We start from the raw sequence: 19308 nt of genomic DNA on the forward strand, positions 1-19308 counted from the left end.
GATGGCGCAGATCGCTACACTGCGGTGGGATGGAGCATTGGCCCAGTCGCGAATGGATAACCTGCTGAGTGCGTACTATTCGGGGGCTAATCTGGACGCGGTACTATCCCCTTATGACGGAATCAGTATCGGTATCATTTCATCCCTAAAAGGGGTCGGATATGGATCAGCGAACAAGCCGCTGCCGATCATTACAGGGCAGGATGCAGAGCTGGCTTCCATCAAGTCGATTGTGGCTGGGGAGCAGACGCAAACTGTATTTAAGGATACTCGCAAGCTGGCTGAGCAAACGGTCGTGATGGCCAACAGCATTTTACAGGGCAAACAAGCGGAAGTGAATGACACCGAATCCTATAACAACGGTAAAAAGATCATTCCTGCCTACTTGCTTGATCCAATCTCGGTGGATCGGACGAATGTGGAAAAGGATATTGTCGGCAGTCACTATTACACCAAGGAGCAAATCGGACTGAAATAAGAGCAGGAATCCAAGCGAAAGGAGTGTATCCCATGACTGGAATCATTTTGGAAATGAAGGGAATTACCAAAACCTTTCCCGGCGTGAAGGCATTGGAAAATGTAAATCTCAAGGTCAAGGAAGGCGAAATCCATTCCCTGTGCGGTGAGAACGGTGCAGGCAAATCGACGCTGATGAAGGTACTAAGCGGTGTATATCCGCATGGAACCTATGAAGGGGATATTGTTTTCCAGGGCAAAACGTGTGAGTTCAAGGATATCAAGCAGAGCGAGGAATTGGGCATTGTCATTATCCATCAGGAGCTGGCGCTGATCCCGTATCTCTCGATTGCGGAAAATATTTATCTGGGCAACGAACGCGCCAGTGGCGGCGTGATTGATTGGAAAGAGACTTTTGTAGGAACACGCGAGCTACTGTCCAAGGTCGGTTTGAGTGAAAATCCCAATACATTAGTTACGAACATCGGGGTTGGGAAGCAACAACTAGTCGAAATTGCGAAAGCGCTATCAAAAAAGGTGAAGCTGCTTATTCTCGATGAACCGACAGCGGCGTTGAATGAGGATGATAGTGAAAATCTGCTTAATTTGATGCTGGAATTTAAAAAACAGGGCATTTCCTGCATTCTCATCTCCCACAAGCTGAATGAAGTCGCAAAGGTGTCGGATTCAATTACGATTTTGCGGGACGGAAAGACGATTGAGACACTGGATATGAAAAAGGATGAGGTTACGGAGGATCGGATCATTAGCGGCATGGTTGGACGTGATCTGACCAGCCGTTATCCAGAGCGTCATGCCGAGATTGGCAAAGTCGTTTTGGAAGTGAAGGATTGGACGGTGTATCACGAGCACCATGCAGACCGCAAGGTGCTGGATCAGGTGAATTTGAACATTCGGCGTGGTGAAATTGTCGGTATTGCCGGGCTGATGGGAGCGGGACGGACCGAGCTGGCGATGAGCATTTTTGGCAAGTCGTATGGACGCAACATTTCCGGTCAGCTGATTAAAGACGGCAAGCCGATCCAGAACAACACGGTTACGGACGCGATCAACAACGGCTTTGCCTATGTGACAGAGGATCGCAAGGAGTATGGCCTCATTCTGATGGATGACATCAAACGTAATATTTCGCTGACTGGCCTGAACAAGCTGACGAAGGGCGCTGTCGTCAATGAGCAGGAGGAAGTCGTTATTGCAGAGGAAATGAAAAAAAGCATGAACATCAAAGCGCCGAGCATTTTACAGAAAACGGGTAATCTGAGTGGCGGCAATCAGCAGAAGGTGGTGCTGAGCAAATGGATTTTTGCCGGGCCGGATATTCTGATTCTGGATGAGCCGACACGCGGTATTGATGTGGGCGCCAAATATGAAATTTATACGATTATTCATCGACTTGCCGCTGAAGGTAAGGGAGTGCTGGTCATTTCGTCCGAGCTACCAGAGGTACTAGGCTTGTGTGACCGGATTTATGTCATGAATGCTGGGCGGATCACTGGAGAGGTTAGCCGTGAGGACGCGTCGCAGGAAACGTTGATGAAATATATGACCAAGTCAGGAGGCGTGAAGCATGGAAACCATAACTAAACTATTTAAAAATAACATCCGCCAATATGGCATGATGATTGCGCTGGTCGTCATTATGATTTTGTTCGAGGTGCTGACGGGCGGCCTGCTGTTGAAGCCGATTAATATTACCAATCTGATTCTGCAAAACAGCTATATTCTCGTACTGGCTATCGGGATGGTACTGGTCATCATCACTGGACATATTGATTTGTCCGTCGGCTCCATAGCCGCTTTTGTCGGTGCGGTTGCCGCCATAATGATGGTCGATTGGCAGCTTCCAGCATGGATCGCTGTGATTGCATCCTTGCTGGTCGGGGCATTAATCGGCGCATGGCAAGGGTTCTGGGTCGCTTATGTACGGATTCCGGCATTTATCGTTACATTGGCGGGAATGCTGCTCTTTCGCGGATTGACAATGATCGTGCTGGAAGGCCAATCGATCTCTCCATTTCCGGGGGGATTCCAGAAAATCAGTTCAGGCTTCCTGCCGGATTTTTCATCTACCGGGTATAACCTGGTATCCATCATTGTCGGCATTGCACTCACGGTATGGTTTATCGTGAACGAAATTCGCGAACGTCGTTCGCAGCTTAAATATGGATTCGAGGTTCCGTCACAGACATTATTTGTACTCAAGTTGATTGTGGTGGCTGCGGTTATCAATCTGTTCACCTTCATGCTCGCGAGCTACGCGGGGATACCTAACATTCTTGTACTGCTGTTCATACTGATCGTTGTATACTCCTTCGTCATGAACCGCACGATTATGGGCCGTCATGTGTATGCGTTGGGTGGAAATGAAAAGGCAGCGGGTCTGTCCGGTGTCAAAACGAAAAAAGTAACGTTCTGGGTATTCGTCAACATGGGCGTGCTGGCCGCCATTTCCGGTCTGATCTTTGCTGCACGTCTGAACGCGGCTACGCCGAGAGCAGGTACGAACTTTGAGCTGGATGCCATCGCAGCTTGCTTTATCGGCGGTGCTTCGGCATCCGGCGGGATCGGAACCGTTTTTGGAGCCATTATCGGTGGTTTGGTCATGGGTGTACTGAATAACGGAATGTCTCTGATCGGTCTGGGTATTGACTGGCAGCAAGGCATCAAGGGCTTGGTGCTGCTGCTGGCGGTTGCCTTCGATATTTACAACAAAAACAAAAGATCAGCTTAAGCTCAGATTCGATATCGTAAAACAAGAAAACCTCCAGTTCCACTAGAAATGTGGATGCTGGAGGTTTTCTTGCTTGTTGGGTCTTGTGGCTATCAGCCAACGAAACTAAGTCGTGACCATTTGACCGCCGTTGACATGCAGCGTTTGGCCTGTAATGTAGGAACCGTCATCCGAAGCCAGCAGCACATAGGCAGGAGCCAATTCATAAGGCTGCCCGGCACGCTTCATTGGTGTATTGCTGCCGAAGGTGCGAATGACTTCAGGCGACTGTGTGGCCGGATTCAGCGGAGTCCAGATCGGACCGGGAGCAATGGCATTCACGCGAATACCCTGATCGACCAGATTATTAGCCAAAGCGCGGGTGAAGCTGACGATAGCTCCTTTGGTAGCTGAATAGTCGATCATATTCTTTTGACCAACATAGGCTGTCACCGATGCCGTATTGACGATGCTAGCCCCAGCCCGCATATACGGCAATGCTTCTGTAGTCATATGGAAGAAGGAAATAATATTCGTATCAAACGTATCACGAAGCTGCTGCTCACTGATATCCAGATACGATTCGCGCACAAACTGAACACCCAGGTTGTTAATCAGGATGTCAATCCGACCAAAGGTTTCCATCGTTTGTTGAACAACTAGACAGCAGTTGCTTTTTAGCCTTAGATCACCCGGAGTTAACAAACAACGTCGGCCAAGCCTGTGAATGACATCACGGGTTTCCATAGCATCTCGATGCTCATCGAGATAGGCAATGACCACATCGGCCCCTTCCTTGGCAAATGCCACTGCAACGGCGCGACCAATGCCACTGTCCCCACCGCTAATAATAGCCACCCGATCCTGAAGCTTTCCAGTGCCGATATACTTTGGATTATCATAAATAGGGCGTGGAACCATCAGGTATTCCAACCCCGGCTGTCTATATTGATGCTGGGGAGGAAAAGTAATCGGAACTTCTTTACATTGGGTTTCTGTACCGTAATAAGGATATTGCCAATTCATTGATAATCCCTTCTTTAGGCGTTTTGAAATCCAATATATTCAAAATGGGCGCAAGCGGTGACTCAGGATTATCGCCTTATGCCGAAACCGTCGCTCCATCTGCCGGAATATGGACGCGTCCCTCCAAACCTTCACGGTTGATGTGTTCTGTAAGCTCAGAGCGAGTTAGTAGACAATGGTTGATTGCCTCCATGTGGACAGCTACGATTTGTGTATAAGAGGCATGCTGCGCAACAGCTGTTACATCTTGGGCAGTCATAATAATAGGATCACCTACCGTAAACCGTGCTCCTCCAGCGTTCACAATTGTCCACTCAGGACGGTATTTATCCAGTGCTTCCGCGACTTCACTGCACCAGATCGTATCCCCGGCCAAATAGATGACAGGTTCACCTGGTGCCTGAAACACAAAGCCGGATACGGGTCCCATCTGTTCCCCGATTTCTCCGGTGCCGTGATGCCCGGCTGTACGGATAATCTCAATTTCTCCCACAGAACCAGCCACCCAAATCGGAGTAACCCGTGTAAAACCATCAGCAGTGATTTGTTCTTCATTTCCGGGCTGACAGAAGACGGGAATTTGTTTGTCCAGCCAGCGTACTGCTGCCGGGTCCCAATGATCTGGATGTAAATGTGTGACGATCACAACGTCAGGCTGTCCGAGTGCCTGCCATTGAGGCGGCAAGGGAACCAGCGGATTACGGCGGGCATTTTCCGTATTGGGAACTGGCGGATTTGCGCCAGCATCGCTTAACATCGGATCAATCAGAAATTTTACTCCAGCGTATTCCAACCATAAGGTTGCGTTACGGATTAGTGTGATTTTCATATATGGAAGCTCCTTTGGTAGTGAATGTTTTTGGACCAAGTGTATTTTCGGTGGTTCTTTGTTTCTGTTACAATCATATCTGACGCAAGGAGCTACAGGCTACGGCCTGCTGAAAGGAAAACCAGCATACTCGTTTCATCATGAAAGGAAAAATAACTATGGAACTATTCGTACCTGATGACACCGATCTGCGCATTCTTCATCATTTAATTGAAGACAGCTCTTTATCGAACAAGGAGATCGGCCAGCTTGTTCATTTGACAGGCCAAGCAGTAGGGGCGCGTGTTCGAAAAATGCAGGATGCGGGCATTATCGAGGGCTATACGCTGCGCTGGAACCCTGAGAAAATTGGCCAGACGATTCATGCCTTTATTACGGTTTTTTTGAATTCAGGAACGACTCACAGTGCTTTCCAGGCTTTTGCACGGGAGCATCCCTATATTGTCGAAATCCATCGGGTGAGTGGGGAAGGCTGTTATTGGATGCGCTTGCGCATGTCATCACAGGCAGAGTTAAATACCATGCTGGATGAGCTTACGAAGTTTGGTAATTACAAATTGAGTTTTTCCATTGGTGAGATTTAACGATAAAAGCTTTCGGCGTTTGTGCCGAAAGCTTTTTTATGTGGGCGAGGGCTATCGAGGTCAACGTTATAGGCTCATTTTAAAAATATGCTGCAAGCCGTGTTGTCCCATTTTAGTGTTGCCTTCATCGATAAAGCCGCATTTGCGATACAGATTTTGGGCAGGCAGATTACGGGCATTGACGCCCAGTACAATCTCGTGAATATGTGGGAAGTGTCTGGCGATGAACTGTGGTAGTAGAAGCAGCCCTTTTTTAGCGAATCCTTGTCCCTGATCTGCGTAATGAATAGAGAACGCGCGCAGCAGTAGTGCCTCAGCAGTATTCGTATAGTCTGCTAATTCATCCCCATCGTATAAAATGAAAAATCCAACGGGTCTTCTAGTAGCCGTAATCACGACAGGATGGCGGTGCGGATCTTCCTTGGCCAGTGTCAACATTTCATCCGGCATTCCAGTAAACTGCTTCTGCTCCTCAGGTAAGTAGAAGGTATGTAAAATGGCATCATGCCCACAATGGTAAGGGACAAGCTCTACATTATTCATCATTACACTCCGATCTGTACGGATTTTTAACTTACTATATCATCTAGTTTGCTAAAAAAAGAAACCTGAACTCGCCTTGCTTACGTATTACCCATACATAAACTAGCATAGTCAAAAGGAGACGTCTACGCTTATGAAGCAGCTTGCAGAATATCGGGAAAGCCAGGACGTATTGCGTCATGAGTTGAAGAGTATTGAAAAATGGGAAAAGGAACAGAAGGACATTTTTTTCTGGGAAAAAATCGGCAGATGGCCTTTTATGCTGCTGGATCGGCTGACGCCCAAAATCATTAAAGACAAACTGGAGCAACTGCTTAACGAGCTGGGCAGCTTCATTCAGAACGGCGGCAAATATTTGGTGAAGGAAGAAACGGTTCTGAACAGGCTGAAAAAGACGGCCCATGAACATGTAATTCAGCAAAATGGTACAGATTCCGCTTCGGATACGCAGGACCTGCCTCGTGCCGGGGAAAACGCTGATTCGGAACATAGTGCCGAACCTATGTGGGAGTTGAAACAGGCGGCTGAGCTCCCGCTAACAATCATGGATCGGACTGCTGACGAGATGACGGCGGGTCGCATTACCTTTGCCACCGCTCAGGGAGCAACAACGGGGATTGGGGGTGTGTTTACGATTGCGGCGGATATTCCTCTTTTGCTCGGCTTGTCACTCAAAGTGCTTCAGGAAATAGCCTTGTGTTATGGCTTTAATCCCCATGATAAGCAGGAACGCATTTTTATTATTAAATGTATGCAATTCGCTTCATCCGATATTGTGGGTAAAAAGGCTGTTTTAGAGGAGCTGGCTTTGTTTGATGATCCTTCACGTCAGGCACAGGTTTTTTCCCAGATGCAGGGATGGAGAGAGGTTATTAACACCTACCGTGATCAGTTTGGATGGAAAAAGCTGCTTCAAATGGTCCCGATTGCGGGCATTTTGTTCGGCTCCATCGCGAATCGAAGCGCTATTAGTGACGTAGCAGAAGCAGGGAAAATGTTGTATCGGAAGCGTCGTATTTTGATGCGTTTGGCAGAAGTAGAGAGTGAGGAATCACGTTAGTTGGCTATAAAGGTGTGCAGCGGCCAAGATGGCCGCCACACGTTTGCCTGTTACACTTCGGCTCCATTTTCTTCCGCCCAGCGGTTCAGGGTTTTATCTGTAGGAAGCAGGAAGGTTAAGATGCCGAGCAGTGGCAAAAAGCCGCACAGGAACATGATGTGAGTGATGCCTACTTTGTCGATCCAGTTGCCGAGCACGAGTGCGCCCACACCCCCAAGGCCAAAAGCCAGGCCCGTAATGAGACCGGACACGGTCCCGATTTTACCAGGCACGAGCATCTGTGCATATACGACTGTGACCGAAAAGCTAGACAGCATAATAAATCCGATAATCGCCAGCAGGATTGCCGTCCAGAATTGGTTGGCATAAGGCAGCAGCAACGCGAGTGGTGCAGCTAATACCATGGACAGAAAAATCATATTGCGTTTACCAAAACGGTCCGCCAGCGGACCGCCAAAGAAGGTGCCCAGCGCTCCAGCCCCGAGGAACAGGAAAATGTAAAGCTGTGCATCAGCCAATGGCATTTTGAATACTTCCATCAGGTAAAACGAATAGTAGCTTCCGACCGAGGTCGAGTACCACGAACGGACGAATACCAGTAGAATGAGGACAATCATGGCAAACATAACACGGTTACGCACTTCGGGCTTCATGCGGCGTGCCACCGCTTTTTTGCGTGCAATGCCTTCTGTACGCAGGACGTTACCGTACCAGCGGGCGATGAACGATTGCACCACAATTCCCGCTGCTGCAATACCTGTGAACCAGATCGCACCGAATTGTCCCAACGGGATAAAAATCCAGCTCGTGAGCATCGGCGCCAGCGATTGGCCCGCATTGCCGCCAACTTGAAAAATGGATTGTGCTAAGCCCCGGCGTGATCCTGCCGCCATATGGGATACGCGCGAGCCTTCAGGGTGAAAGGCAGCCGAGCCCAGACCCACAAAGATGACTGCGATCAGCACCGCTTTATAATCGGCAGCATAGGCGAGCAGCAGCATGCCGGTCAGCGTAAAGCCCATACCGATGGGAAGGATAGCTGGCGTAGGTCGTTTGTCCGAAAACAAGCCAATCACGGGCTGCATGATTGAAGCTGTAAAATTGATCGCGAATGAAATCCAGCCGATTTGCGTGTAGCTCAGGTTCATAGATTCCTTTAAGATCGGAAAGATCGCTGGAATGACCGATTGAATCGAGTCATTGAACAGATGGACGAAACTGATCGCAATCAGAATCGCAAAAACGGTGCCTTTCGCTTGTGGACCCGGGAGGGGGAGCGATTGGCCTGTTTCATTTTTTGTAGCAGATTTACTAGTCATGGCAACCTCCGAATATGTATGTATATTTTAAGATATAGGAAGCGATCCGTTTGCAGCAAATGGCTGAAAGTGGGATAAAGTCCCCCTTTACTCATCGCTGCTTGCCCATTCTGCTGGATACTCTTTATTACTCGATCCTTTAATTCACGATAGATTACCTTTGCTCTGGGTGTATTGTATCTGTTATAAGGTATCCTTTACTTATCATTTTACCCGCTAATATGCATGAATGGGTTCAACTCCTCTTCAGGAATTATTAGATTTCCACAGTAGACCATGTTAGAGTGAAATTCCCACGATCCATATGCCACCAAATGGTTATAATCCTTAAATCTTTTAATTAATGCCCAAATACCAAGATTACTTTGTGCGTTTGCATCAAGGAAAATCCAATCCTTGTATTGAAATAGTTGAGGCTCTCCAAACATATGAAATGAATCCAAATAGCCTGCTCCATCACGCGGTGGAATTTCATTACATACATCTTTTAGTAACAGAACTTCCTCCACTCTGACATTGATCCAAGCTCTTTTTTCATTTTTGGATATGATGTCTTCAAATCTACATTTTATAAACGCAGAGAAGTTGATCTCATCAGGATGCTCATCCCAACCATTAAAGTTTGACAAAGCAGGTCTGAATAAAGTCCAAAAGGTTTCTCCAACGGACATATGAAAAGGAAAATATACTTGTACTTTTTTTAAGTCACCTTTTTCCGGGGACTTCAACGCTCTTTCCCATATTTCACGATTTAGATCTGGGGGGTCATGCTTGAAATCAGACCAGTCCATAGCATCTTCGATGGCCACAATCTCAAAGTTCTTGTTTTCTAATAGGGGTTTATCTGGTACCTGTTTACATGATCCACACCTGAAAGCAATAGTCTCTTCTTCGTTCATAAGACAACCTACCTTAATTAAATTTTATGATTTACTACTACACTATATTGATCATCAGGACACATCAACATGGTGAAAGTATTACAAACACACTAAAACTATTTCTATGTTGAGTGTTGTTGATATTCTTTTACATGAGGATTTTGCAAAATCCTTACATATAAATAAGCAAGAAGAATTTAACAAAACTAAGCTCTTTATTTAACAAACTTAAGATATGATTCTTTATGTCATACAACTTGCTGTATAGGTAATAGCTTCGTAGAGAAAGTATGAAGAGCACAAGAGAAGAGAGGATCTGATTTGAGAATGAAATCGCTAAGGAAACCACTATCAGTTGCATTACTATCTTTACCATTACTTCTAAGTTCCCTGGGTGGAAGTTATGCGAGTGCGGCAACCCTACCAACAACGGTAACTCCAACAGAACCATCGTGGGGATATTTCGTAGATCATTATAAAAATAATAGTTCTGCAAATAAGACGGAAAGCTCTAATCCGACCCTCGGGTTGCTCTCCGAATTTAATAAGCTTTGGACTCCCGGCGCTACTTGGGATACAGGTACCAAGCTAAACACTAGCGTGCTGGACGCCAATATTCAAAAAGTGATTGATATAGCTGCCCGGCGCACTTCCAGTGAGGCCGATGCGGCTTATTTGGATGATCGCAGAAACCAGAGCTACAGTGTGATTGACGGTCTGGGTTCGCTCACTGATGTATATCGAAAGAATGCAGGTGCCACGACAACGATCAACGACATTCCAGCAGATGCCCTGACTAAGAAATACGAAGATGAGGGAACGAATGCAGGGAGTACAAGCTCCAATCTCGGCAACATTGTAAATCTGGTAAATATCTTGCGCGGGGAATACTCTACGACGAATCCGGCTAAGTCTTACTTTAGCTATCCTCGCCCGTTTCGCTGGAGCGATAACTCAGTGGTTGTTCCGAGCCTTATTCCCGCTCTCAAAGCTGATGCTACTAGCGATGGCGGCTTTCCTAGCGGTCATACCAATGCTGCGTATCTCAGTTCTATTGCTATGGCCTACGCCGTGCCGGAGCGTTATCAGGAACTGCTGACACGAGCTTCGGAGCTGGGCAATAACCGTGTTGTTGCCGGTATGCACTCCCCACTTGATGTTATGGGAGGACGTGTCATGGCAACGGCGATGGCTGCCGCTATCTTGTCTGATCCGGCCAATAGCAGCTTGAAGAAAGCGGCTTATCAGGATGCTCGCAAACAACTGCTGTCTCAAAAAGGTACAGCTCCAGATCGGTTCAGCAATTATGCCACAAACAAAAAAAATTATAATCAACGATTAACATACGGATTCAGTCAGGTTAATCCAACTACGACGCCAATGACAGTGCCTAAGGGAGCTGAGGTACTGTTGGAGACACGCTTGCCTTACCTGGATAGCACACAACGTCGTTGGGTTTTGGCTACTACAGGGATTCCTTCCGGCTATCCTGTACTTGATGATGCTGAGGGATGGGGACGATTGAACCTGTTTTCCGCCGCGGATGGCTACGGTGCTTTCACCAATAATGTTGCGGTAAATATGGACGCTTCCAAAGGCGGTTTCAATGCACTGGATCGCTGGCGCAACAATATCTCCGGCGTTGGAAAGCTGACTAAAAAGGGAACAGGTACGTTGAAGCTAATGGGCAACAATACGTATTCCGGCGGTACACAGATCGACCAAGGTACTCTGGAGGGAAATACGGAAACGGCTTTCGGAAGTGGTGGAATTACGAATAATGGGGGAACTCTTCTTAAAAATGCTTCTGGAAAGCTGATTATTGGCGGAAATTACAGACAATCTGCCAAGGGAACACTTGAGCTTAACCTGCGCAGTAAAAATGATGTGCTCAAAATAAAAGGAACAGCTATACTCAACGGAAAATTACGTCTGAATTTTTCTAACAAATATGTACCGGCTAATGGTGTTACGATCTTAACTTATGCTAAACGGAATGGAGCATTTTCTTCGATTGAAACAGTAGGCTTACCAAGCAATTATAAAGTGAAGGTTTTCTATACAGCTGACAGTGCTCAGTTGAAAGTCACTAAGTAAAACGTAAGTAACTCTCTATACAACAATTAAAGTGCACCTTTAAAATACATGGGGATAAACCAGAAGGTTATTCCAGTGTGTATTCTAGGGGTGCACTTTATTGTTTCATCATAATTAATCAAGAGTATAAAAAGGTCAAAATTTGACCTTAATGTAGTAAAATAATCCCGCTGTTTGAAAGCGCAGTCATGATATTCTTAAGAAGCATATTTGATCAAATTTTCAAATGATTCAGACTAACTAAGAGGAACAGAGGAAAGGAAGAGACTGATGAGTCTTGAAAAGGAATACGTTAAAATAGCCCAAGATGTCATTAAAGGGCTTGGCGGAGAAGACAATATTATTTCCATGGCACATTGTGCCACACGGCTGAGGCTGATTGTAAAAGATAGAGAAATTATTGATGATGAATTTATTGAGAATATTGATAAGGCCAAAGGCGTTTTCTTTACCTCTGGGCAATATCAAATTATTTTTGGAACCGGTACTGTAAATAAAGTATACGATGCCATGGTTGGTCAAAGCATATCTGCTACATCAAAGGCTGATTTGAAAGAAATGGCCTCCACCCAAGATGATAATCGGTTCAAAAGAATGATCCGAGTTTTCGGGGATGTATTTGTTCCGATTATGCCCGCATTGGTAGCTACAGGATTATTCATGGGAGTTAGAGGCTTAGTAACTCAGCCTGCACTGCTCCAGTTATTTGGACTTACGCCTGATCATATTTCTGCGAATTTCATATTGTTTACGCAAATATTGACCGATACGGCTTTTGCATTTTTACCCGTGTTGGTATGTTGGTCGGCCTTCCGGGTGTTTGGTGGATCGCCACTATTGGGGATTTTGATTGGATTAATGTTAGTGAGTCCTTCGTTGCCTACATCCTGGGATGTCGCCCAAAAAGTTCAGGAACCACTAGTGTTTTTCGGATTCATTAAAATTGCAGGCTATCAGGGCTCGGTTCTGCCTGCTTTCATAATAGGTGTCGTGGGGGCGATGCTGGAGAAGAAAATCAGAAAATCAGTCCCCGATGCATTGGACTTAATTCTAACACCGTTTCTAACATTATTAATAACACTGGTACTGGGATTGTTCGTAATTGGTCCCATTTTTCACGAGGTGGAAACTTTAATATTAATGGCTGTTACCGCCATTTTGAAATTACCATACGGCATCGGCGGATTTATTTACGGTGGCATCAATCAGATTATTGTAGTTACCGGACTACACCATGCCTTAAACCTGATTGAAATACAGATGTTAGTGGGCAATGGTTGGAATATGGTGAACCCGATCAGTTCGGCGTCGATTTGCGCACAAGCGGGTGCTGCGCTAGCTGTTGGTCTAAAATCTAAAAATGTAAAAACCAAATCCATTGCTTATCCTTCTACCTTGTCTGCGTTGTTGGGCATTACAGAACCCGCTATTTTTGGGGTGAACATTCGATATGGCAAACCGTTCATGATGGGCTTGATTGGAGGAGCGGTTGGTGGTTTCTTCGCACGTATATTTAATATTCAAGCAACGGGTATGTCGATTACAGCCCTACCTGGAATGTTATTGTACCTGAACAATCAGATATTTCTTTACATTTTAGTTTGTGTAATCGGCTTTGCTGTAGCATTTTCGCTAACGTGGATCTTTGGGTTTAAAGAAAAAACAGATAACAAATAAAATGATGTGGGGAGAATCATGGACAACAACACACTGCTTAAGAAATTGGACAGCCTTTCAATAGAAGAGAAAATAGGCCAGCTCATCCAACTGACCGGTGATTTTTTTGAAGGGGATATAGACACTGTTGTGACAGGGCCTTTAAAAAAATTAGGGTTAAACGCCGGCTACAATATATATAACACAGGATCCATATTGAACATCACTAATCCGGAAAAAATTATCCAGTTGCAAACGGATTATTTGGAAAAATCGATTCATAAAATTCCGCTGCTGTTCATGGCAGATATTATCTATGGGTATCGAACTATCTTCCCGATTCCGATTGCACAAGCATGTAGTTGGAATTATGAGGGAATAGAACATGCGGGTTCGATTGCTGCCCAGGAATGTTACGACGAAGGTGTTCACGTGACCTTTTCCCCCATGGTAGATATCGTTAGAGATCCCCGTTGGGGGCGGGTGATGGAATCGCCTGGAGAGGATACTTTGCTAGCGAAGAAATACGCTGAAAGCATGGTTCAGGGGATTCAGGGAAGAAGCTTGGAAGGGATCATACCAGCCAATAAAATTGCCGCTTGCGTCAAGCATTTTGCCGCTTATGGGGCACCTGTCGCTGGACGTGAGTATAACGCCGTGGATATGTCGGAGCATACGCTGCGAGAATATTATTTACCAGGGTATCAAGCTGCAATCGAAGCGGGGGCAAAGCTTGTTATGACGGCCTTTAATACCTTGAACGGCGTCCCTGCGACAGGAAACGAGTGGCTTAACCGCGACGTGCTAAGACAAGAAATGAACTTTAATGGTGTGTTGATCTCGGATTACGCCGCTATAGAAGAACTGATCATGCACGGTTATGCTGAAGACGAGGCTTCAGCCGCAAGGATTTCGTTATTGGCTGGTGTTGATGTGGATATGAAGACAGCGATATATGCCAATCAATTGGAGAAAGTAGTATCGGATAACGAGCATATGCTGGAGCTTTTGAATGAGGCTGTATACCGTGTTTTAAAGCTAAAAAATGATTTGGGGCTTTTTGAGGACCCGTTCCGCGGATTACAGGAAACCGTTCAGCGGTCGAGAAACAGTATTCTGTCAGATGAACATAAAAAAGCCGCGCTGTCCTTGGCTGAAGAATCCGTAGTCTTGCTGAAAAATGAAAATCAACTACTGCCATTGTCTAAACATACCAAAGTAGCTTTAATCGGCCCTTACGCAGATGAAAACTCTACCCTGGGCATGTGGGCCATTAAGGGGGATGAGGCGGATACCGTCAATTTGAAAATGGGATTATTAAAGCATGTTGATCCCGACAATCTCTCGGTTTGCAAAGGGGCGCATATGCTCCCCACTAATGCGAGAGAAGCCCTTGGAACATATGCGGACAAGCTGGCTGCTGAAACAGTGGATGAGGAGGCCCTACTGCGCGAAGCGATCCGGAATGCTAACGAAGCGGATGTCATTGTCCTTGCCTTGGGAGAAAGTATTTATCAGAGCGGAGAAGGGGGATCGCGAACGAACCCGACGCTTCCTAAGCCGCAAATGAAACTGCTCCATGAATTAAGTTTACTGGGCAAAAAGATGGTTCTGATCGTTTATAGCGGAAGACCTTTGATTCTTACCGAAGTAGCCGGAAAAGTTGACGCTATTGTCCAAGCCTGGTATCCAGGAACGATGGGCGGAGAAGCACTGGCCAATATACTGTATGGGGAAGTCAATCCATCGGGGAAATTAGCCATGACCTTTCCACGAAGCGTTGGACAAATTCCGATATCCTACAATGAGTTGAATACAGGAAGACCAAATTTAAAGGAAAATGGTTCTTATCGGTTTGCATCCCGATATATTGATGAAGTGAATGAACCCTTGTATCCGTTTGGCTATGGTAAATCCTATACCTCATTTGAATACAGCCTATTAACAATTAGCCAAAAAGAAATGAAAAAAAATGAGTCAGTTGATATCTGTATTTCTGTCACCAACACTGGAATTTATGATGGAAAGGAAACGATCCAATTATATATTCGCGATAAATTTGCAAGTGTTGCAAGACCAGTGAAAGAATTAAAAGACTTTAAAAAAGTTTTTTTGCAAAGTGGCGAAACCCAAAATGTCGAATTTTCAATTCATGAAGAGATGCTTAAATTTTATGATCGTGAAATGCAATACAAAAGTGAACCTGGCGAATTTGATATTTATATCGGGTCAAGCTCGCAGGAAATTTTGCTGAGTTTTAGTTTTGTTTTTTTACCGGAGGATGAGCATGAATAAAAGCGACGCGTATAACCTGAAATATCATATTACTCCTCCTTACGGTTTGCTCAATGACCCTAATGGACTTGCCTATTTCAATCATCAATATCATGTGTTCTATCAGTGGAATCCAAAAGGAACGGAGCATAAAAATAAATGCTGGGGCCATGTTGTTTCTAGCGATCTGGTGCACTGGCAAAGGAAAAGTGTCGCGCTGGAGCCTTCAGAATGGTATGACAAGGATGGCATTTATTCGGGCGGAGGCATTGTTCATAATGAAAAGCTGTATCTGTTTTATACAGGAAATGTAATCCGAGATGATGGAGTAAAAGAAAGCTATCAATGCGCCGCGATTTCGGAGGATGGCGAGTATTTCCAAAAAATAGGTCCCTTGTTTGAGCACCCCAAAGGTTATACCAGGCATGTTCGAGATCCAAAAGTATGGAGAGACCAACACGGGAACTGGTGGTTGATTGTTGGTGCTCAGAGAGAAGATTTGACTGGAGATACGCTTATCTACAAATCTAAAAATTTGTCCGAATGGGAATGCCAAGGATCATTTGTTGATCATGATCATCAATTTGGATATATGTGGGAATGTCCAGATGTACTTCATTTTGCCGAAAATGATGTTTTTGTTTTCTCTCCTCAGGGTTTACCGGAGAGAGGCGAATATTATAAAAATCCTAATCAATCGGGTTATATTGTTGGCAAATTATCGAATACAGGCAAATTTAACGGCAACCTTTCCGATTTTAAAGAGCTTGATCGAGGATTTGATTTTTACGCGCCACAATCATTTAAGGTTAATGAGAGAACCATTATGTTCGGATGGATGAGCGCCATGAATGAAGAAGCGGAGAGGGCTGTCCCGACCATTCAGGAGGGCTGGGTTCATGCGTTGACTCTTCCTAGAGAAATGGTGTTGATGAACGGTGTGTTGTACCAGAAACCATTGCCGGAATTACAATTGTTAAGACTGGATGGCATGCATTACAAAGGGGAAATTCAAAGTAGTAGTGAGTGGGTGCTGCCTTCTACACAAGCGGAGCTCATTGTTCATTTTTCCTTACTCACAGAAAACTTTAAAATGATCATTAGGGATGCTGTGCAAATTGACTATGATTGGGAACAAAATAGTCTGACAGTTTGGAGAACAAACTGGTTGACTGGCGAGAGGGAGTACAGAAAAGCAACATTAAATAATAAGCTTGCAGAAATGCAAATATTCATTGAAAGCTCAAGCTTGGAAATATTTATTAACGAGGGTGAAGAAGTGTTTTCCCTGCGTTATTTCATAGAAGATGCAGACCAACGCAATGTATTGCTTGAGGCAGGAGACAATGTAGGTGAAGTTAGAATGTATCAGTTGCAGGAATGTGTAGGTTAACATTTTTTTGCTTGCCGAGTTGCAAGTAGGCTAAGGAAGGCTGTTCATTATCCCGTTTACGGGAAGAACTGCCTTCTTTTTTATTTTGGTCCGTTGAATAGATTCTGCTTGTCCGGGCATTTTACTATCGGTATAGTATGAGTATTAGTATAAGAGTTTATTGCTTAATATAGAATACAGATGGATCACTCATGGCTGCTGATGAGGTGTGGTGATGAAAAAAATATATGAACATATCGAAATAGACAGAAAAAAAATGATTAACCTTTTTATGTTCCAATCCAGAGATACAGAAAGAGTCATTCCTATGCATTTTCACAGCAATATGGAGTTGATCTACTGTACAAGTGGAAGTCTAAAGGTGTGGCATGAAGGAAAAATAACTATTTTGATGGAAAAGGATGCGCTATTCATTAACAGCAATGTCCCGCATTCCACGCAGAGCATTACGGAGAACCAAGTCATTGTGCTGCAATTTCCAGACACTTTCTTTGCCAATGAACAAGTAATCATACAGTTAAACACGCAAGAGAAACAAGTTGAAGATACTATAATCTCTAAATTAAGAGGATTGTTTATGGATATATATGATCTACATATTTCCAAAAGCAAATACGACTACATTTTAGAGCAAAGCCGAATTATTGAACTGAAATATTTGCTTGTCAATCATTTTAGTCAGGCAACAGACATTCCACCGGAAGTATTTAGTGAAAAGCAACGAAAGATAAAGACAATCATGGACTTTATTAAAGAGCATTATACTGAAAATATTAGCCTGGCCAAAACGGCCCGTATCTGCGGTTATTCGGAGGCTTATTTGTCGCGAATGTTTCATGAATATACAGGCCAGACGTTTACCGAATACAAGCAAATTCTTTGTTTGGAGAAGGCGATCGATTTACTGGATTCAACTAATAAGTCACTTACAGAAATTTCTTACGAGGTCGGGTTTCCAAACGAGAAATCTTTCAGAAAGGCTTTTAGAGAAGTTATGGGTAAAACACCTTATGAATATAAAAAATCAAGATTTGATCTGAATGTGTAACGCCACGAGCATGCACAGCATCCTTTCAGTACAACCAAGGGGTTGTCCCTGAGTCATTTGATGACTTAAGGACAACCCCTTGATATTTACGCTATGTTAGGAGAGTTATTAGCTTAACGGTTATCTACCGTCTCTGGGTACATATCATGGTTCATCATACGGTGCTCCGCTATCTGTTCATACTTCGTTCCTGGCTTGCCGTAGTTGGTGTACGGGTCGATAGAGATGCCACCACGTGGCGTGAATTTGCCCCATACTTCAATGTAGCGAGGGTCCATCAGCTTAATTAAGTCATTCATGATGATATTGACGCAGTCTTCATGGAAATCGCCGTGGTTACGGAAGCTGAACAGATACAGCTTAAGGGACTTGCTTTCTACCATTTTAATATCGGGAATGTAGCTGATGTAGATGGTTGCAAAATCAGGCTGTCCTGTAATCGGGCACAGGCTGGTGAACTCCGGGCAATTGAACTTTACAAAATAATCCCGATACGGATGTTTGTTATCAAAGCTTTCGAGAATGGCGGGATCATAGGCAAACGTGTATTGTGTACCTTGATTGCCAAGTAGGGTAACGTCGGTCATTTCTTCGGGTGTTCTTCCGGTCATATGGATGAGGCTCCTTAAGTTTGGTTTGGTTTGGTAAACGAGATAGGGAGTTATGGTGGTGGGGAGGTCGCTCCGCGAATGATTTGATCTTCCGATCGCTGTTGAAATGGGATTCTTTCTGATAAGGTGAAAGATATAGGTTAGAATCCCATTTCAAAGGCGAACGCTAACGCTTCTACAGCTTCAAATCCTCCGCTTCGCTACCGACCGCCGTCAACACCATAAAGTCCCTATCCGTTTACATATTGGTTGGGGCAGAAGTGAATAATGCTCGCTCCTATATGAAAGGAGCGTTATTTTGCGAGAAACCCCGCCCTTACGGACGAGGGTTTCTCTTTTGGATGTCGAGGGTGTACTTCGACTAATTTGGCGTAACTTGTGTATCACATACAGCTCATACGGAATATATTACATATAAGTGTTATACGCCGCGTTTATTGCCCCATACGAGGGTGTGGAGCTGTGGGAGTACTCTTACGTCGTTAAGTCGGGAATCGTCCATGACACGGTCGATAAGCCATTCATAACGATGGAGTAGGGACTCCGCAATCTGTCCGGTGTTCTCCGTGTTTACATCTGGATTACCCGTCTGAAGGAACAAGGGTACGTGTGGATAGCGCTCGTGAACGGTGCGGGCGTAGGCAAGATCGGTGTCATCGAAGATGACGACCTTCAAGCTGCAAGCTCCGGTATAGAGCTGCGCAGATTCATTAGCGGGTTCCTTCAAGCCTGTTGCGGTTGGGACGTTGGACGTAGCTCGGGGCTCACCCGCCATCTTCCGGTTCGACAGACGGGCGACG

General features: G+C 45.0%; 16 protein-coding genes and 1 pseudogene. 10 read left to right on the plus strand and 7 right to left on the minus strand.

Annotated elements, in window-relative coordinates; all coding sequences use genetic code 11:
- From GRP75_RS09695 to mmsB, 3 genes are all read left to right on the plus strand, one after another.
- The coding region (locus tag GRP75_RS09695) for a substrate-binding domain-containing protein (protein WP_160789198.1) at window positions 1-478 on the plus strand (478 nt) is incomplete at its 5' end.
- A gap of 32 nt (window positions 479-510) precedes the next feature.
- Complete coding sequence (gene mmsA, locus GRP75_RS09700; RefSeq protein WP_068938495.1) at window positions 511-2061, plus strand: multiple monosaccharide ABC transporter ATP-binding protein; 1551 nt, start codon at window positions 511-513, stop codon at window positions 2059-2061.
- Window positions 2045-3208, plus strand: a complete 1164-nt coding sequence (mmsB, locus tag GRP75_RS09705; RefSeq protein WP_068938496.1) for a multiple monosaccharide ABC transporter permease — start codon at window positions 2045-2047, stop codon at window positions 3206-3208. Before mmsA ends, mmsB begins: the two co-directional genes overlap by 17 nt.
- A gap of 105 nt (window positions 3209-3313) precedes the next feature.
- On the opposite strand, the gene GRP75_RS09710 is transcribed toward mmsB, so the two are convergent.
- Together GRP75_RS09710 and GRP75_RS09715 are read right to left on the minus strand one after the other, a co-directional pair.
- Window positions 3314-4213, minus strand: a complete 900-nt coding sequence (locus GRP75_RS09710; protein WP_076264425.1) for a glucose 1-dehydrogenase — start codon at window positions 4211-4213, stop codon at window positions 3314-3316.
- Between the two features lie 76 nt (window positions 4214-4289).
- Window positions 4290-5042 (minus strand): MBL fold metallo-hydrolase, encoded by a 753-nt coding sequence (locus GRP75_RS09715; RefSeq protein ID WP_160789199.1) that lies wholly within the window; start codon window positions 5040-5042, stop codon window positions 4290-4292.
- Between the two features lie 158 nt (window positions 5043-5200).
- On the opposite strand from GRP75_RS09715, the gene GRP75_RS09720 reads away from it, so the two are divergent.
- Window positions 5201-5626 (plus strand): Lrp/AsnC family transcriptional regulator, encoded by a 426-nt coding sequence (locus GRP75_RS09720; RefSeq protein WP_023987353.1) that lies wholly within the window; start codon window positions 5201-5203, stop codon window positions 5624-5626.
- A gap of 66 nt (window positions 5627-5692) precedes the next feature.
- Here the strand turns inward: GRP75_RS09720 and GRP75_RS09725 are convergent, their stop codons facing one another.
- Window positions 5693-6169, minus strand: a complete 477-nt coding sequence (locus GRP75_RS09725) for a GNAT family N-acetyltransferase (protein WP_160789207.1) — start codon at window positions 6167-6169, stop codon at window positions 5693-5695.
- 133 nt (window positions 6170-6302) lie between these two features.
- On the opposite strand from GRP75_RS09725, the gene GRP75_RS09730 reads away from it, so the two are divergent.
- On the plus strand, window positions 6303-7229 hold the full coding sequence (locus GRP75_RS09730) for an EcsC family protein (protein ID WP_160789200.1): 927 nt from the start codon (window positions 6303-6305) through the stop codon (window positions 7227-7229).
- A gap of 50 nt (window positions 7230-7279) precedes the next feature.
- On the opposite strand, the gene GRP75_RS09735 is transcribed toward GRP75_RS09730, so the two are convergent.
- Both GRP75_RS09735 and GRP75_RS09740 read right to left on the minus strand, forming a co-directional pair.
- On the minus strand, window positions 7280-8548 hold the full coding sequence (locus tag GRP75_RS09735; protein ID WP_160789201.1) for an MFS transporter: 1269 nt from the start codon (window positions 8546-8548) through the stop codon (window positions 7280-7282).
- 209 nt (window positions 8549-8757) lie between these two features.
- The gene (locus GRP75_RS09740; protein WP_160789202.1) at window positions 8758-9447 is read right to left on the minus strand and encodes a hypothetical protein; all 690 of its coding nucleotides are present in this window, start codon (window positions 9445-9447) and stop codon (window positions 8758-8760) included.
- 309 nt (window positions 9448-9756) lie between these two features.
- Between GRP75_RS09740 and GRP75_RS09745 the strand changes: the two genes are divergently transcribed.
- From GRP75_RS09745 to GRP75_RS09765, 5 genes are all read left to right on the plus strand, one after another.
- Window positions 9757-11526, plus strand: coding sequence for an acid phosphatase (locus GRP75_RS09745; protein ID WP_160789203.1), 1770 nt, complete (start codon window positions 9757-9759; stop codon window positions 11524-11526).
- 270 nt (window positions 11527-11796) lie between these two features.
- On the plus strand, window positions 11797-13203 hold the full coding sequence (locus tag GRP75_RS09750) for a sucrose-specific PTS transporter subunit IIBC (protein WP_076264421.1): 1407 nt from the start codon (window positions 11797-11799) through the stop codon (window positions 13201-13203).
- Between the two features lie 18 nt (window positions 13204-13221).
- Complete coding sequence (gene bglX, locus GRP75_RS09755) at window positions 13222-15477, plus strand: beta-glucosidase BglX (protein ID WP_160789204.1); 2256 nt, start codon at window positions 13222-13224, stop codon at window positions 15475-15477.
- Window positions 15470-16849: a glycoside hydrolase family 32 protein gene (locus GRP75_RS09760; RefSeq protein WP_160789205.1), complete on the plus strand. Its 1380-nt coding sequence runs from the start codon at window positions 15470-15472 to the stop codon at window positions 16847-16849. The genes bglX and GRP75_RS09760 overlap by 8 nt, the downstream gene beginning before the upstream one ends.
- Before the next feature lie 214 nt (window positions 16850-17063).
- Window positions 17064-17897 carry a helix-turn-helix domain-containing protein gene (locus GRP75_RS09765; RefSeq protein WP_160789206.1) on the plus strand — a complete coding sequence of 278 codons (834 nt, stop codon included), beginning with the start codon at window positions 17064-17066 and terminating at the stop codon, window positions 17895-17897.
- Between the two features lie 113 nt (window positions 17898-18010).
- Here GRP75_RS09765 and queF read toward each other — a convergent pair whose 3' ends face one another.
- Together queF and GRP75_RS09775 are read right to left on the minus strand one after the other, a co-directional pair.
- A complete protein-coding gene (queF, locus tag GRP75_RS09770; protein ID WP_025685165.1) occupies window positions 18011-18508 on the minus strand; it encodes a preQ(1) synthase in 498 nt (165 codons plus the stop codon).
- A 421-nt stretch (window positions 18509-18929) separates the two neighbouring features.
- Window positions 18930-19308, minus strand: a pseudogene (locus GRP75_RS09775) (7-carboxy-7-deazaguanine synthase QueE); the annotation flags it as partial.

It is taken from the genome of Paenibacillus sp. OT2-17 (assembly GCF_009827695.1).
Lineage (GTDB): Bacteria > Bacillota > Bacilli > Paenibacillales > Paenibacillaceae > Paenibacillus > Paenibacillus polymyxa_B.